Annotated in this window: 1 protein-coding gene; it reads left to right on the top strand. The window is 41.9% G+C overall.

What is annotated here, in order from left to right:
• Positions 1–12: 12 nt before the first annotated feature.
• Complete coding sequence (locus tag ACO067_RS24775) at positions 13–19,056, top strand: LamG-like jellyroll fold domain-containing protein (RefSeq protein WP_421879909.1); 19,044 nt, start codon at positions 13–15, stop codon at positions 19,054–19,056.
• Positions 19,057–19,066 lie beyond the last annotated feature (10 nt).

Here is a 19,066-nt window from a genome sequence, read left to right as displayed (position 1 = left end):
ACCACCGCGGATATGAGACGAATTTTACTAGTTATTGCGATTTTATTTATTGGGATTTTAGGAAATGCCCAGACCTTTGAGAATTTTGAGACTGAATCCGATGCGGCGACATCTTTCACATCAAATGGCAAAACCTTCAATTTGACTAATGCTGAGATTGAAAACATTGCCAGCGCTGGAGTTAATGGTTCGGATTTCTTTATTGATAATAACTCTGATTGTGGAACTGCAACTACGGCGTCCTTTGCTACAAATGATGGGTCAGATATCTACGTACAAGGTATTTGGGTGTTTTCAAGTACAAGTTGTACAGGTAGCCCGTCAAATACGGCTGAACCAGCAACCATAACAGCGTTGGAAAATAGCGCTAGCCAATTTACGATTACAATTGATGATACAGGAGGGGATGTGACTTGGACCAATATTTCCAATGCTGGTTTTACTTATGTTGATTTTGTTGCTCTTGGTCATGGAGAAGTGGCTATAGATGAAATATCAATTGATTTTTCTGGTGGTAGTATTGATTACATCGCTTTTGATGATTTCAGATGGTCTGATCGACCTATATCAACTTACAACATTGAAGATTTCGAAGGTCAAACCGATGGAGTTTCAGTTTTCACTATTAACGGACAAAGTTTCACAACGACAAATTCACTACAAGTAGTTGATGATGGTGGATCAAATTATGGGGTAAACAATACTCCTAAATATTTAGATAATTCAGCTGCTTCACCGAGTATTATAGCTGATGGTGCTACCCCATATTCAGCATCCATTACTACAACTGGAGGAGAGGATATCTACGTTAATGAGTTGTATGTTTTTCTAAGCAACGATGGAGGTTCATCTACTACATTTTCGGAGAGTGTAAACATTATTGGACGGGAGTCTGGAGGTGATGTGTTCACACAAAGCGTTACAGCAACCTTAGATAATGAGAATAATGGATTCTCAAGAGTTACATTGAGCGATGCTAACCAGTTAATTCTTGTTGATGAAATACTCATTTCTCCTCAAAACACCACGGCGGGAAACGAAATTAATTACATAGCTATCGATAATTTCAAATGGACAGTTCCGTGTTCAGAACCAACATCACAGGCTACAGTGGCAGTATTTGGTGCTGAGACATCTACTACGCTTGATCTCACTAGCTGGACGGCTCCAGTTGGTGGAGCTAGTGGATATGCGGTTTTCATTAATGATGTTAACACTTTTACTCCACCGACAAATGGAGATGAGCCGACCGCTGATCTGAGTTGGAATTCAGCAGGCCAACAACCAGTCTATTTTGGAACATCTGCAGCTCCGAGTATAACAATAACTGGACTTGCTCCATCAACCACTTACTATTTTTCCATTTACTCCTATAATGATTGTGCTGGATTCGAGACTTATGAGACCACAGGACTCAATTCCAGTGATATAACCGGTAACGCTATTCCAGTTTTCGCCAATCTCAACGGTAATCCGACGTTTATAGAAGATGGAACTGCAGTGGTACTTGATGCTGATGTAGCAATTAGTGATGTGGAGCTCGATGCTGCTGATGACTACACGGATGCCGTTCTCACTATATCCAGAAATGGCGGAGCGAATGCAAATGATGATTTTGATTTTGTAGCTGGAAATAACCTGGCCTTAAATGGCACTGATATTGAATTGTCAAGTAATGTGATTGCAACCTTCATTGAAAGTGGAGGAACACTTACAGTCACCTTCACCGGTACTGGAGCTACTCCTGTTGCGTCTGATGTAGATTTGGTTTTACAACAAATCAATTATTCCAACACCAATAACAACCCACCTGCAAGTGTTACACTGGACTGGACGTTTTCTGATGGTGACGGAGGATCTACCTCGGGTACCAATCAGACGGTGGTAGACATTACTTCTACGAATGACGCTCCTGTTTTCACCATTGGTAGTAATATTACTTTAGCTGAGGATGCTGCCGGTGTACAGACGTACACTGGATTTGTCACGGGTATTGATGATGGGGATGGTACCTCACAAATTCTGACATTTAATGTCTCTGATGATAACAATGCACTTTTTAGTGCAGGACCTGCTATCAATGCGAGTGGTGATTTGACATTTACGTTAGCTGGATCCACCTGGGGACAGGCTACTGTTACGGTTTCACTTACGGATGATGGTACTCCTAATGAGACATCTGCAGATCAGGAATTTGAAATCTTTGTGACCCCTACTGGCATTGTAATTAATGAAATTGATGCGGTCCCAGGTGCGGCAACTGAGTTTGTTGAGATTTATGATGGTGGAGCAGGTTCAACCAGTTTATCAGGGTTAGTACTTGTTATAATTAACGGAGCTGATGATCTGATTGACTTTAATTTTAACGTCACTGGATCAACAACAGCAGGAGGGTATTATGTGATTGGAGATGCAGGGACCACTAATTTAGACCAAGATTGGGGTTCAGCGGGATTGCAGGATGGACCTGATGCAGTTGCTCTGTATGTTGGTGATGATGCAGATTTTGTTAATGATGTATTACCAAATACTGATGGACTTGTAGATTTTATCCTATATGATACTGATGATGCTGATGACGCAGGTTTATTGGGAATTTTTGGTGGAACTCAATACAACGAAAACGCCAACGGCAATGCCTCAACGGAATCACTGGCGCGAGTGCCTGATGGCGCGAGTACCTTTACAGCAAGGACTCCTACACCCGGAGCAGCCAATAGTAGTGCTCCTACAGCCAATGATTTCAATAAATTTACATCCATATCGTACCCAGTTACATTTTTAGTAGCGGATTTTGGCTATTCGGATAGTGAGGGAGATCCCTTCACCAGCATTGAAGTTGGTAGCGTGGATGTCACAGATGGAGCGCTTTTCCTGGATGATGGTGCCTTGTCAAACAATGGTATTCAGGAAGGTGACGAGCCGAGTATTACAGGTGGAGAAACCATTACCGTTGCTGAGATTCCTGACCTTACTTACATTGGAGCTACAGGTACTGACATAGAGTCTTTTGATTTTACTGTTAATGATGGTTTTGAAAACTCAGGTACCTATACCTCCACGCTTAACACGGTCGAAAATGCTTTGGATTTTGATGATACGGATGATTTTGTTAGTGTTGCTGGTGGTACGAATTTAGCATTTTCTACTACCGATGCTTTTACCGTTGAAGGATGGGTAAATGGAGTTTCTGATGCAGGAAACAGCTTCATTTACAATGGATTAGGAACCAATTTTCTAAGAATATTATACCTGGCAAATGGACAGTTATCGGTTGATTTGAATGGTAGCGGATCGGGCGCTGGATTTATTCGTAAATCGGCATCCACACTTAATCCAGTAACAGATGGTAATTGGCACCATTTTGCCATTACCTATGACGGTAGTGAGACTTTAGCTGGATTAGCGATTTATGTCGATGGAGTGCTCGAGTCAACTTACACCAATGAGCTTAATACATTGAGTAGCTCATTTTCTGTTGGTCAAGGAGTTAATTTAGGAGCATCAGGAGGTACCAATAATTTCAATGGAACATTCGACGAACTTCGTGTTTGGAGTGAACAAATAACCTCATCGCAAATCAGAGCCAATGCAGCTTCGAGATTAAGTAATCCGTCAGGTGAAGTTAATCTTGAACTTTATTATGATTTTAACAACGGGATCGCATCTGGAGATAATACTGGAATAGTTACGCTTTTTGATCGGTCTTCCAATGGTTATAATGGGACACTAAACAACTTTGACGTATCCGGAGGTACAGGAACTTCCAACTGGGTATCCTCAGATGCTTTCAATGCGGCAGAACCAGAGATTCGAGTGACCGATGGTTCAACCAATGAAATCACTGACGGAGGAGCCTTTACGTTTGGTGCATTCAACGTTCGCGATGGGGCTACCGAATCAGAGACCTTCACTATTCACAATGATGGATTGGCTGATTTAACCATATCTGGTTCTGGAGACATAGCTGTAAGTAACACTGCTTTCACAGTGGATCAGACAGGGCTCACTTTTCCTCTGGTTTTGACACCCGGAACATCGGCGACATTTGATATCGACTGGACAGCTGCAGCCGAGACGGTAGTGAGTGAATCAGAAACATTGACGATCAATAGTGATGATGCGGACGAAGCGGTTTTCGATTATAGCGTCACAGGATATGTGGTCGAGAATGCCTTGGATTTTGATGGTTCTAATGATTACATTCTAATTGGAGATCAATCAAATCTAGATTTTGATATTGGAGATCCTTTAACGATAGAGGCTTGGGTAAAACCAGAAGGCGGTACTGAGCGGACTATTTTTAGGAAAAATGATGCGGGTATTGTAGGCTACTTCTTCAATATAAATGGCAGCAATCAACTTCAGTTTGGGTTTAGTGCTACCACTGGGATGTATGTGGTAACATCAAGTGCATTAACAAATGGTGAATGGTATCATGTGGTGGCACGGTATGATGGTACCAATAATATAAATGGCATGAGTCTATTTATAAATGGACAAGAAGATACAACTCCAGGTGCAAATACCACCTTATCAGGAACTTCAGTTAATACTGGCGATGCACTAATTGGTACAAGACACGACTTTAGTGGATCGTATTTTAATGGAATGATCGATGAGCTAAGAGTTTGGCGTATGGTTCGGGATTCCTCACAAATACGAGCAAGTGCAGCATCTCGTCTTTCCACACCATCAGGAATTGTCAATCTGGAACTATATTATGACTTTAACCAGGGTATACCTTCAGGGACTAATACAGGGTTAGATAGTTTGATTGACCTTTCTTCTAATGGTTATAATGCGGATTTAACAGGCACATTTGCTCTGACAGGAGCCACAACCAACTGGGTGGCTTCAGATGCGTTTACTTCAACTGCAGCGACTACACCTAGCATTGCTATCTATGATGAAAATGATAATCTCATTTCGAATGGAGGAACATTCACTTTTGAAAGTATAGGGTATGGCACTTCCACTGATACCACTTTCGCTATTCACAATGAAGGGTTGGGCGATCTGGATTTGGATGCGAACCCAATACTCACACAGGACACAACTTATTCGTTAGTCACGCCATATTCCAGCACAGTGACTGTAGGGCCGGGTTCTACGCAAGATCTTACCGTTTCATTCGCACCTTATTCCAACACCAACTATACAGATGTATTAACGATTGGTAGTACGGATGCAGGTGGTGATTACATCATCAATCTGGATGGTGACGGATTGGATTTGACGGCTCCATCTTATGAGACAGGGTTTCCAGCTGTTACTACAATTACTCCGACCTCTTTTGATATTGAAGTCCAGCTGGACGAGCCAGGCTTTTACAATTACATTGTGACAACAAGTGCTACTCCTCCTGCAACAAAAGCGGAGATAGACGCAGGTACCGGAAGTGCCGGTATCACCAATGACAATGGACAGGTTGATGTGGTTGCTGGAACGACCACATATACAATCACTGTGAGTGGAGCAACCGCTCTGACGAGTTACTATGTGCATTATTACGCGGAGGACAAAGCAACTTCACCGAACGAAACAGCTATTGAAGGTCCAATAAGTGTGATCACCGCTGGTGATAACTCTACTTTAGCGGCGGTTGGAAGTAGTGAAGCTGGTTTCTTTAATTCAGGTAGCTACAATGCTGCTGGAACAGGTTCTACCTTCACGAATGCTAACTCCATCGAGGTGTTTCAATTTACGGTTACAGATGAAACAGGGGATAATCTACCTACCATAATCGATGATTTCGATATCACCATCACTTCTACAGATCCTACGGAGGTAAGGGCAATCGGTCTCTCTATAGATGGGGGAACTTCCTTTATTGCAGAAACACCGGTGACGACAGCCACAGAAACAGTGACCATAAGTGGTGGGCTTTCTGTAGCCGATAACACAGCTGCCACCGTATCGGTGTTTGTATCATTTGATGCCAGTCCTACCGAAGAACAGTATCAATTTGCAGTGAGTAGCTATTCTCAACCTGCTGATGGAACCACCGTTCTTGCTTCATCAACACCAACTTCTTCAATAGGTGGTGATGAAAATACCGTTGATAATACAGCCCCGAAAGTGGCAGATATTGAGTTTTTTGATGCAGACCATGATGGATTGACCGAACGCGTAGATATAACCTTTAGTGAATTGGTTGATGTAGCAGATGCTAGTATGGATCTTGCTGATTTTGGGTATGTAATACTTCCATCAAATGATACCATTCAGACAGTTAGTGGACTTTCGTTCACACCATCCAGTGGATTTACCACCTCAGTTTCGATACAAGGAATTTCTGATCAAGCATTTCCTTCCACAGGTACCGTGAATGTTCGCATAGAAGAAATAGCTAATTTATGGGAGGATCAGGCTGGTAACTTGATTGTTGATGATGTCACTGAAACGGTGACTGATAGTGCGGTACCAATCATTACCAGTACTTCACCCGCAAACGGTTCTATTAGTTTTCCCAATGATGATGATTTTGTGATCGTATTCTCTGAACAGATTCAATATGAGACCGGAATAATTGATGTAAATAATCTTACTACAGTTACCGATTTCGATGAATATGATGTAAGCGGGCCTGCACCTGAATTTTCTTTGACCAATGATAGCGTCTTGACAATTACTCATACCCTGCTTACGCTCACCAATGAATATGAGATTGTGATCCCTGCTGGTGCATTTGCAGAAAAAGGTAATGCTGCATTTACGGTGTCTGGTCAAACAATCACTTTTACCTCAAATGATATTCAACCAGATGATTGTACATTTAATTACAGAACATACGACGAGAGCAGTGGCTACAGTTATGAAGGAAAGTTAGCGCCATCCGACTGTAATCCAATGGCGTCAACTGCGGCCAGTACTTTAGATCAGGAGACAGAGGCGTTCACAGCGCTTACATTTAACATCCTGGAGGGATCTACTAGTTCACAGGGTAAAAGAACAGAGATCGTGGATGTGACGATACTAAATGATAACAGTGTCTTATGGAGTGAGATTATAGCAGGTGCTTATTTGATAGATCAAGATGGTAATAAAGCCAATGTTGATCAAATCAATGATGGAAGTTTAGTTTTTGAAGACATAGATGATGAGCCTGGAGATATTGATATCATTGCGATTAACTCAGATAAGGAATATGCACTAAAGGTATGGTTTAAAAACAATATCGATCCATCAATAGCAGCGAGTATAGATAATAGCACACTAACCTTTAAAGTCGGGAAAAATGAATTCACAGGTAGTGCTGGTGATCAAGATGTTTCTCGAGTTTACGATCCTAATACTGGAGAGTATGAAAATGACAATAATGTTTATGTAAGCAATTCGGTGACACTAACTGTCTTGGGAACACACTATGGGTTTGCGTTGCAACCTTCTGAGACTGAGGCAAGACAGGTTATGTCTGCTGTTTCGGTGCAAGCTGAAGACGAGAACGGGAACAGAGACGTGGATTATTCAGAGTCTCAGACATTAACGATCACGAATGCCGGTCCTCTAGAGGGCACACCACAGACTTCAGGAACCTTTAATTCCGGAGTTTCGAATGTTGTTGATAACATTGTTTTCAGTAACCCAGTAACGGCAGCCACTTTAGGTACCTCAGGTGGAGATTTGGATAATTCACCAGTCAGTGATGCATTCAACATTACCTGTGATGTGACTGCACCTACTATTTCTCCATCTGCTATTTCGATTACCACCACTGGTTCAGGTCAGTCAGGAACCTTTGCAATTGGTGATGTAGTCACTGCCCAATATGATAACAAAGTTGATAAGAACCCTGATTTACGTAATATTACATTCGATTTTACCGAGTTTGGAGGAAGTACTCACGTGATATCCGCACCTACCAATGGTACCGATTCCATCTATGAGACATCCTACGCCATTGTTGCCGGATCTATTGAGGCCTCTAATCTGAATGTCAAAGTGAGTGGTACTGATGATGCGGCTGACTATTCGGATTATCTAGGTGCCTGTACAGACAATACGTCTAGTCAGGTGGATGGTACGGATGATGTATCTGTTGATAACCAGCGGCCGACATTATCTTCCTATGATTACAATCCTAGTCCGTCTGTAGCAGACACAGACATTGAGACAACTGCGGATTTGCTGCTGACATTTAGTGAGGATGTTACGACCAGTTTTGGAGTAATCAATGTTGTCGACATTACTAATGGAACTCAAACCCAGACTTTTAATGCTAACAATACAAGTTATGTGACGATATCATCAACAGATGTGACAATCAACACTCCCAATGCCTTTACGGGAAGCAATGATTATGAGGTCTTGATAGATGGGAACTCATTTACAGATGTACATGGTAACGCATATCTTGGATTATCTAGTCCATCACCATGGGCATTCTCTACCGCTACGGATGCCCAGGCGCCAGAACTTACAATTAACGTGCTAGTGACTAACGGAGATGAAACTACCACAAAAGATCAGACGATCACATTTCAGTTTGTATGGAATGAGCCAGTATTCAATTTCGATAAAAATGATTTATCCCTGAATAGTTCGGGTTTTGTTAATGGAGCATTGACAGGCTCTTTCTCACAAACAGGAACACAAACCTATGAACTGACAGTGGGTAACTTAGTAACCGATGGTGTGAGTAACGGTTCAGTTAGCGTTACAATTCAGGATAATATTGCCCTGTCTCCAATTCAGGATGGAGCAGGCACACCAAATACGTATTTTACTACTCCTGGAGTAGACTCTTTTACCTCTGCAGCAGTGACAATCGATCAGGCTGCTCCAGCCGTAACTATAAACCAGCTATATACCAAAGACGACACTCCACCTATTACGGGAACAGTCGATGAAAACGTATCGGTGTCCGTTCAGGTGACAAATACAGCCTTTGGCTATAACTATAGTGGTACTGCTAGCATAACAGGGGGGGCATTTGACTGGGAGATTGCGGATAATACGCTGACACCTATTACTAGCGAAGGCACCTACACTGTCATTGCCACTGCAACAGATGCTGCTGGTAATGTGGCCAGTGTTAACTCAAATCTAGTTTATGATATAACCCCTCCTGAGATTCAATATGTCTATTATTATGATGATTCACCTCAAAATGGGACAATAGACCGCATTATCATATACTGTACAGAAAATATTCAGAATAATGTTGCTTTGCCAGGAAATATAGATCCAACTGAGTTTGTCATTGACGGTGGCTCGGGATCAGGAACACTATCAACTGTTTTTCCAAGATACTTCTATCTGACAGTAACTGGTGTGTCTGGGACGGCTCCTTTCGATGTGGAATATGATCCAGGTTTAGGTGCTGGTCTTGGTATTTTAGATTTAGCAGGCAATGAAATGGTAGCTCAATCATCAATTACACAAATTGATGTGGCTTACCCTACAGTACAGGCAGCATATATGTATGATACAGACAATGACGGCAATCTGGATGAAGTGGTAGTTGAATTTACAGAACCAGTGTTTTACCCTGCCACTGCTGATCCACATCTGGCATTTCAGGTAGATGGTGGTGATCCTGACGGTATGTTGACCCATACTTTAGCTAATAATGATTTGGATCAGTTGAGCTCGGACCAATACCTCACTTTAGATGTGAGTATTACGGGTACTGGACTCGTTGAGGTTACTTTTGACCCATCGATCAATGGAACAATTATTGAAGATGTTACTAGAAGAAATGATGCATTTGGTAACTCTTTAATTACGGAATATGATAATGCAGAGCCTGTTGTCATAAATGCGGTATCTAATCCAGCGGCTGGCACGGTAAGAAAGGGCCAGTCTGTAGATATTACTTTAACATTTAGTGAAAGTGTTACTACATCCGGAAGTGAGCGTTTATATCTGGATTTGGGTGGTAGCCAGTTCGCCACAACCGTTGGTGCCAATAGTGTAAATCAGGTCTTTAATTATCTGGTTGCTGATGGTGATGAATCAAGTGATCTTGATTATATCGTCACCGACCCATTACAACTTAATGGTGGATCGATTGTTGATGGAAGTGGTAATAATGCAATACTAACTTTAGATGCTCCTGGTACGGGTCAATCAATTAGTGCGAATGGTGATCTAGCTGTCGATGGGGTGGTCCCAACGTTTGTAATTGCTGAACAGTATGACTATGCCAATAATGGTACTATAGATGAAATAGTCATTGAGTTTAGCGAGCCTGTTGATTTCAGCACTTTCGAGGCTGAGGATTTTATTTTGGGAGGAACATTTACAGTTGACGGCCTTCTAGATCATACCTCTGTCAATGTTTCTAATCCTGATGCTTCGGCTACAGATGAGTACATAACACTCGGGGTAACAGGTACAAACAGTGCTTCTGTTTCAATTGATTACAATCCAACTATTATTGGTGCGTCTCTATCTTCGTCTCCTGGAAGTGACTTAAATGGTAACCTCATAGAGAATGGGGGAGCATGGCCGATTTCCGTTACTGCTTCAGATGAAGCTAGGCCAAGAGTTCTTTCAGTGACAGGTGCAAATGGTACTTATGGTATTGGAAATACGGTTTCTTTATATGCCAAATTCAGTGAAAATATTAAAGTGAATGGAACAGGTTTGGTGCCGACATTGAGACTGGAAACGGGAACATTTGATCAAATCGTGGAGATGGCTGACAGTAGATATGATACCATCATATTTGACTATACGATTCAAGAAGGGGATGTTTCTCCAGACCTTGATTACAACTCTAACACTACTTCAGCTTTACTTTCGAACGAACGAACAATCAATGATACTACTGGTAACTCGAATACTGCTGTAACGGCGTTACCGTCTATTGGTGCCTCGTCGCTTTCTGGATTGAGGGATATAGTGATTGATGGTGTTAGACCAACCTTCGTATCAGCCGATGAGCATGACACGGATGGTGACGGTACGATAGATCAGGTGCTGATCAAGATGAGTGAAAGTGTGAACGATGCAATCGTAGATTTTAATGATTTTGATCTGGGCTCGGGAGTTACGCCAACGGGTATCGTCTCAGCTTCGGGACTAAGTTCCAGCGTTGCTGATACTGATGGTTCAAGTACAGATGAATTCATTACTCTTGCAGTTACTTCGACCTCTTCTGGTACAGCTACATTTACCTTAGGATACAATGGAGTAAGTGTACAGGATCTTGCAGGAAATGTAGCAAATAGCAATTCTTCTATTTCAGTCAATGATTTTGCAGATCCAATTATCCTTAGCGTTACTTCATCTATCTCCGATGGAGCATACAATCAGGGAGATGTTATTCCAGTCCAAGTAACTTTTAGTGAAGTGGTTTCTTACACAACAGGAGGCACTCCACCTGCTATTGCTTTGAATACTGGAGCAACTACGGTTTCACAAGATGCCGTTTTGGCTAGTGGTAATGGGACAAAGATTTTGGTCTTCAACTACACGGTTCAAGCCAATGATGCATCTTCTGATCTGAACTATGTGGACGATGATGCTTTATCGTTGAATACTGGTTCGATTACGGATCAGGCCTCTCGAAGCATCGCTACGACAAATGAGCTAGCCTATGCCACTACCAACTCCCAGTCTCTTGCAGACTTGAAGGATATTGTTATCGATACCGAGGCACCGGGTATTACTTCTTTGACCATTGTATCAAACAATGCAAATAATACTGGACTGGCAAAAGGAGACGACCCAAATGCCACGGGAGATGGTGAAGATCAGGTTACGATAACCATGGACTTCAATGATGAGTTGATTGCTGCGCCTACAGTACAGGTGCGAAGTTCAGGTTCATTTGTGTCCAACACACCAACAATCATAGCAGATGATATAGCTCAGGGGCAATACAGAGCTGTATTTGACGTGGATAGAAATGATGCGGATGGTAGAGTCTCATTTACTATTGACTATTCGGATAAAGCTGGGAATACGGGAGTTCAATTGGATACCACTGACATCACTGGTGGCGGTTCTACTATAACCATCGACAACACCAATCCTACGGTAGATTTTTCCATATCAGGTGGCTATGACCCGATAAGTCAAAACCCATTCACAGTAATTGCAAGTTTTGATGAGACAATAACTGGACTGGGTGCGGGAGATTTTATTAGCTCTAACGGAACTGTTGGTGCTATTGCAGGATCCTCCAGTCCTTATACGTTCACTGTAAGTCCAACAGCTGGACAAACGTCTACCATTAGCATTCAAATGATAGATGAAGGAGTGACTGATGAAGCTGGTAACACCATATTGAATACCACTTTTGATGTGGTATTTGATGATCAGGCGCCTTCAATTACCTATGACTTTGAAGTTACTGGTCAGGACTTAGATATATCATTAACTCAAGATGAAATAGGAGTTATCTATTATGCTTTAGTTCCGGACGGGTTGACAGCTAGTAGCTCAGAGGTGAAGGGTGGCTCGGTTTCAGGAGCAATCACACAGGGAAATCGGACATATAATGCGGCTAATGTTAGTCAGGACTTTACGCTATCTCTTCCGGATCCTCGTACAGATTATGATCTGTTGTTGGTAGCAGAAGATGCTGTAGACCCCACCCCGTTTAATTTATCATCGGTTGTAAGGATTGATGTTAAATCAGGTGGTGTAGTTATCTCAGATGGCGCTCCTTTATCTACTAACCCTCCTTCAATTACAGGTTTATGTTTAGAAGGTGATTACTTTCCCCTAGATCCAATTGTCATTTCCGAAACAATCGAGACTGATTTCTCAAGTTCCACAGCAGATTCACGGACGCTCACACTAGCGCTTCCGGATTTGGGGAATGATGGGGTTCGTGATTTTGAGTTTAGAGAGTCATTGGGTTCCGTTTCTACCACAGGTGGTGATATTTCTGCTATATCGATCCAAGTCAATGTTACGTCGTTAGTATTGACGTATACATGTTCCACTGAATCCAATCTGGATGAGATTACTATCTCAGATTTGGAGATAAGAGCATTAGGATCTACAGTTTCGGATACAACCCTATTAAGAACGGGTGGTTCTGGAGATTTTTATTTAGCTAATGCAGATGATGGATCAATTTTCGCCACGTTCGAGACTGTTGCTCCCTATGACGGAGCAGATGTGCTAAGTTCAGATCCTTCTATTGGGTATACAAATCCTTACTTGTATGAATGGAGTAGTGGAATACTGGAAGATGGTTTGGGTGATGGAGTTACAGTTTTTGATTACAATGAAGTTAATACTACTGATACGGTTTTTGTAGTCGGACTGCCAAAGTTAGGAGATAGTGTGAATGTTTACAGTGATGCCAACTTGACTACATCTATTTTTGGTTTTAAAGCGGAAAATGATGAAGATTCGATTTATCTAACTCTCGATGATTTAGGTCTAACACAATCAAATGTAGGTGTAAATACTTTCTATGTGACCACATTTAATGGCAATAGCTGTGAAAGTGCGGAAGTTAAATTCTCAGCCGCTATTGTCCGATTTGAGAATAGTGCGGGTAAGACAGGTTTCTCTCTTTCGGATGGAACTGGAACTACGCTAAAATTTTCGTTACCAACAGATCATTCAAGGTTGTTTACTGGAAATGGACTTGCAGGCTATCAAATTGACAATGACTTTACAAGCCCGGCTCAAGAAGGAACCTCAGTTAGGTTTATTCCTTCTGCAGTAGGAGCAACTGGAACAGAGATTGTGACTTATGAATTGACTAACACCTCCACACAAGTAACTGCTACATATGGCATAGAATTTTTGGTCATCGAATCAGATAAGGTGCTTTCTACTTCTTCAAATCAACCTGTTGATTACTGTCAGTATGACTATGTGGATGGTGATAATGGAACGATTAGCTTGAACATGGTCAGCCCCATAGGGATTGATTATCTAGGAGATCCAGATGGTGATGAAGCTTCTAAACCTAATTTTAAAACTGTAAGGGTATACCTGTACGATACAGAAAATGAAACTAGAGGTGCTGAGGTCACAAATGATGTATTTACCTCGATACCAGCCTCTATACCCAATGATACAGCAGGTTGGTTATTTAATACGGCTGGGGTTGATTCTTATTTAACTGCTACAACTTACAGTCAGCCGTTGTTGTTTGTATATGTTATTAGTGAAGACGGTGATGATTCACAAGAAACAGAACTTTCTCAGCAGATCATTACTATCTACCGTCAGCCTACAGTGACGATCACCAACATGAATGATTATTACTGTAATGATGATGGCGACTTTGATATCACCTCTCAAGTGATATCTGCAGTGGGTACAGAGACACTAACAATCTCAGAATATACCATTTACAAGAGTACAGATGGAGGAACCACTTACGCGGCTTATGGTGCTAACTCTGGGGTAAGAACTGGAGCGAATTTTGATCCAGCTGATCCGGATGATAACGGCACGGCTTATCCTGATGAAGAAGAATTTGGATTGTACAGAATTGAGTATACTTCTCCAGATAGAACCAATGCAGGGTGTAATACCACCATCACATTCGATTTTGAGATTTTAGAGATTCCCGACCTGCCGGCATTGGATGAGAGTAATTTTGCTGGTCACTCAGATGGGGATGATCCAAACGACTCACCAGATGCGGGATATTTGATTGAGTATAGTGCCGGTGAAGTTGTTGAGGACCTTACGATTGACTTGTCTTCCTATGGAACAGATGTTCGGGTGAACTGGTATAATGCTGCTAACCGAACAAGTCCGATTCCAAGTTCTCACATCAGTGGTACCTACGATGAAGAGCTCAATCTTGCCACGGCCTTCTTTGGTGGCAATACACAGCCAACAGGTCGTCAGAATGTTACTTTCTATTATACGATTACAGATAATATAGATGTAGATGGTGGGGGGTATGCTGGTTGTGAGTCTGAAGCAAAAACGATCTCCCTTCAGGTATATCCTATTCCAGGCCAGCCAGTAGCTGAGAGTTTGGTGTCTTCGACAACTACGAACACGTCTAATTCCAAAAATGTAAGTGGGGAGTACTTCTATGAGTACTGTGTGGATGATGGAACGATCGCTACTTTAAGTACTGTGGATTTGGATGAAACGCTAAATACGGAAGATGCAACTGAATCTTACTTCATACTGTATGATGAAGATACAGTGGAAGTAGATAGATTCCAGGGGGCAGAAACACTAACCGATAGTTACATTAAAACGAACTTAAGTTACAGCGCAGCAGACAGTACGAGCCTCGTATTCTTCGTTTCTCAAAAGAACTTTGATAACAATTATCCTACAGACAATGGAGCAGAGTTTGGTGGTTGTGAAGGTGATTTGAGGAAATTCACCATTGATGTGAACGCAATACCAGATATGCCGGAATCTTCAGATTTCAATGGCTATGATAACAATGGAGTGGTTGAATACTACCTATGTTCTGGCGATAATCTTGAAAACATCTTAACACCACAGATCGAGGGAGCTAAATACAACTGGTATCAGGATAATAACGGATCTCCTTCGTCCACATTAATCAACGTGGCTGCTTTCAATGATAACTTCGTAAGACAATCTGAGCTTGTTGCCGCTGGCTTTACGAATACGGTTACCAGCGACACTACTTTCACTTACTGGGTTACTCAAACGGTGGAAGCCAATACTGCCTCAGGATTTAAAGGGTGTGAAAGTGAAGCGCTTCAAGTGAATATCACCGTTTATCCAGACCCAGAGACTCCTACTGTTAGTGATTTGGGAAGTAGTGGTTTGGTAGAAGTATCTGGAGAATATCGGGCCAGTTTCTGCGTAGGGTCTGTGGACTTCAGTTATCAGTTGGATGGATTATCGGCCTCTGAAAATAACAATGAGACCGTACGGTTCAACGTTTACAGTGTTACATCAACGGGACAGTTGTCTACCACTCCTGTATATAGTGATACCACATCAACTGGTCAGCTAGAAATTATAGATAGCGATTTGCGAATGACCTCTCAGATTGCTGGTACTTATACTTTCAAAATATCTCAGGTAAATACCACTGTTGGTGGGGTAACCAATGATGCCATCTTCACTGGTTGTGAAACAGAAGAGGATGATATGGCGGTATTGGTCCTTTATCTATATGATGTGCCAGATGCGCCTGTGCTAGCGGATGACCCTACTGGAGGAAGTGATGATCGAATATATTACAATGTAGGAGATCAAATTGCGGATTTCTCCGTAACTGGGGATGACCAAAGTAATAACATCTACAGGTGGTACAATGCAGATACCAATGACCTGTTGGTTGCCGATACAACTGCTTCAGGAACTTCTACTGTAAGCGCTGCAGACCTGGGTGTGTCAGCAGCTGGAGTCTACAATTTTACGGTGGACCAGACTTCCGATTTTGGAGAAGGAGTTGATGCCTTTGATGGTTGTACAGGTTCAAGTACTGCATTTACAGTTACCATTTTTGAGCTACCTCCAGCACCAAATGTAACTGATCCGGCATCACAGTGTAATACAGATCTTACACCTACATCGACGAAAGTAAGTTACTCTGGAGTTACGACTTCAGACAATAGTCAAACCAGGTTTTACTTCTATGATGCAAATGGTTCGGAAATCACAAATCAATTATCTCAAAACCCGGATATAACTAGTGAATATACGGTAGAAGGAATCGATGCAGCTTATGGTAATACTACCGAATATATAAATACCACTATTTCGATTCAGCAGGTGACAAACATCATTCCTGGTGAGTTTGATGGAGGTAGTGCTAGTGAGCTTTCAGAAGTGAATATAGTTATCGCTCCAATTCCAAGAATTGGTACTTATACAGTGGATGGATTGATAAATCCATTCAGAATCGTAGAAGCCTGCGATAATGCATTGGTTACACTAGATTTAAAATTGAACAATGTTCTAATAGATAGCGCCACATTTGAATGGACAGCTGGACCTAATCAAAATACAGATGTGGAGATTACTCCAGTGGGTATGACCAAGTTAGGTGATTATGAGGCTCGTTTCGAGTTTGATCCGATTGAGTCAAATCTAGGCTTTGGAGATCGATTCTTTCAAGTGCTTGTAACGGATGATAGAAGACCAGATGATTTAGATACAGAGGCATGTATAGCAGTTGCTAATATGACATTTGAAATCGGTACTAGTCCAATTCCAAAATTAAGGTGGGAGGGAATCACTGAAGGAAAAGAGACTACTCTAGTGTTAGGAGATGACAATACTAGTTTATCAGAAAACTACTGGGTGGATAGCATTTATGTGGAAATACCTGCCATTAATTTCACCAGAGGGCGTCTATTTGGTAAACCAGCTTCTCCTGGAGCGGTCATTAGAGACAACTTGTGGACGATTAGTGAGGTCATTTTTAACAATTCAGGATTATACGATGTTAATGTGACTTATTTCTCAGGGTCTGCATGTATCGGTGAGTTAACAAGAACGATTACGGTACTTGATCACTTTGTGGTTACGGACGAGATTGGATTCTCATTTGAAGGGTCTGACCCGGGAGATTGGTTTGTGGAGTATGCTAACGGGTTTGCTGACCGGTCTATGGCTTGGGAACTGGGTTCATCTGATTTTAATGCAGAAGAATCATCTTCTGGTAATTATTGGGTGACTGGAAATAATAGCGCTTATGCACCAGACGCTAATTCATGGGTTTACTCGCCTTCATTTGATTTGTCTGGAATGACCAATCCAACGGTTGGGTTTGATCAGGCCAGGGATTTAAACTTTACTGATGGAGTAGTCTTTCAGTACAGCCTGGATGACGGTCGCAGCTGGGCTCCACTAGGTTCATTCGAAGATGGGCTTGGCTCAGGGAAAAACTGGTACAATACGGAAGAGATCAGTGGCTCTCCAGGTGATGAAGCTCAAGGCTACAATCCTCAAGCAGAGGCCTGGACACGTCAGAATAAGTGGGAGCGGTCTGCTCATAGGATTAATGGTTTATATGATCAGATCAGGTTTAGATTTGCTCTGGGAAGTACTGGAGGTACCAAAGAAGCAGCAGATGGTTCTCCTCAAGATGGTTTTGCCTTCGATGAGTTCAGTATTTACAATAAAAACAAATTCATCCTGGTAGAGCAATTCTCAAATTTTGGAGCCAATTCTGTTTCTCAGACAAACCAGGTAGTGGAGTTAGTTGATTCTACACTATCTACAGACGCAATCATCCTGAATTATTACCTTGGCGAAGATGGAATAGTGGGAAGGTCCAACTCAGGAGCTGATGCAAGGTCTAGTTATTATGGAGTGGATGAGGTACCTCAATCTGTTCTCACAGGGATTAATGTCAATAACGTTACTGCCCTGAAAGACCTAAGTCTGCCTTTTGGCTGGAATGCTAATTATTACAATAGTATCGCACTTGACCAGGCAGTATTCGAGATTGAAGATATGACCTTTGGTGATGATCCGACAAGGATTGATATTTCTACCTCTTTTACATATTCTTCAGAGGGATTGGAATTACCTGAGGGGACAGAGCTTTCATTCAGGTTCGCAATTGTGGAGAAGGAGATTACCGATCCAGAGTTAATGGCTCAGAATGGAGATCAACCCTTGAGAAATGTACTTCGCAAAATGCTACCCAATACTGGTGGATTTACCTACAAAGGAAAGGTTAGTCCAAATCAAAACGTGTTCATAAATGGAAGCGCTGAGGTCACTACTGGCTGGAACATCTCCGACATATATAATCCTGAACAACTTATGGTTATCGCGTTTGTACAAGTGGATTACCTTCCAGATTCCTATACAGGTAATACTTTGACGAATAAGCTAATCTTACAAGCCAAGGCTATGGATGTTCCAGGTAAAACGGACCCAGAAGTCACTGGTGTCACCCGAATACCTAATATCAGTCAATTTGAGATATATCCGAACCCTGCTAATAAGTCTTTCAAAGTGCAGCTGGAAGTGGCACCTAAGGATGATATGAGCTGGGTGGTTTATGATCAAGTAGGTAGAAAAGTGATGATAGGAGCAGTGAAGCCAGGTGAACTGGAAATCGAAGTAGATTCCAGAGACTTACCAAGTGGTGTCTACATGATACACTTCTTCAATAGTGAAGAGAGATGGCAACCAAAACGAATTGTGGTGGTGCATTAACCAAAAGCAC

The sequence above is a fragment of the Marinoscillum sp. genome, assembly GCF_965229915.1.
Classification (GTDB): Bacteria; Bacteroidota; Bacteroidia; order Cytophagales; family Cyclobacteriaceae; genus Marinoscillum.
Note: the sequence above shows the minus strand (reverse complement) of the source record. Positions and strands in the feature narration are given on the sequence as shown.

Bases quoted from the DNA above. Each gene is read 5' to 3' on its own strand.
- ACO067_RS24775 (WP_421879909.1), top strand. From the start codon at position 13: ATGAGACGAATTTTACTAGTTATTGCGATTTTATTTATTGGGATTTTA.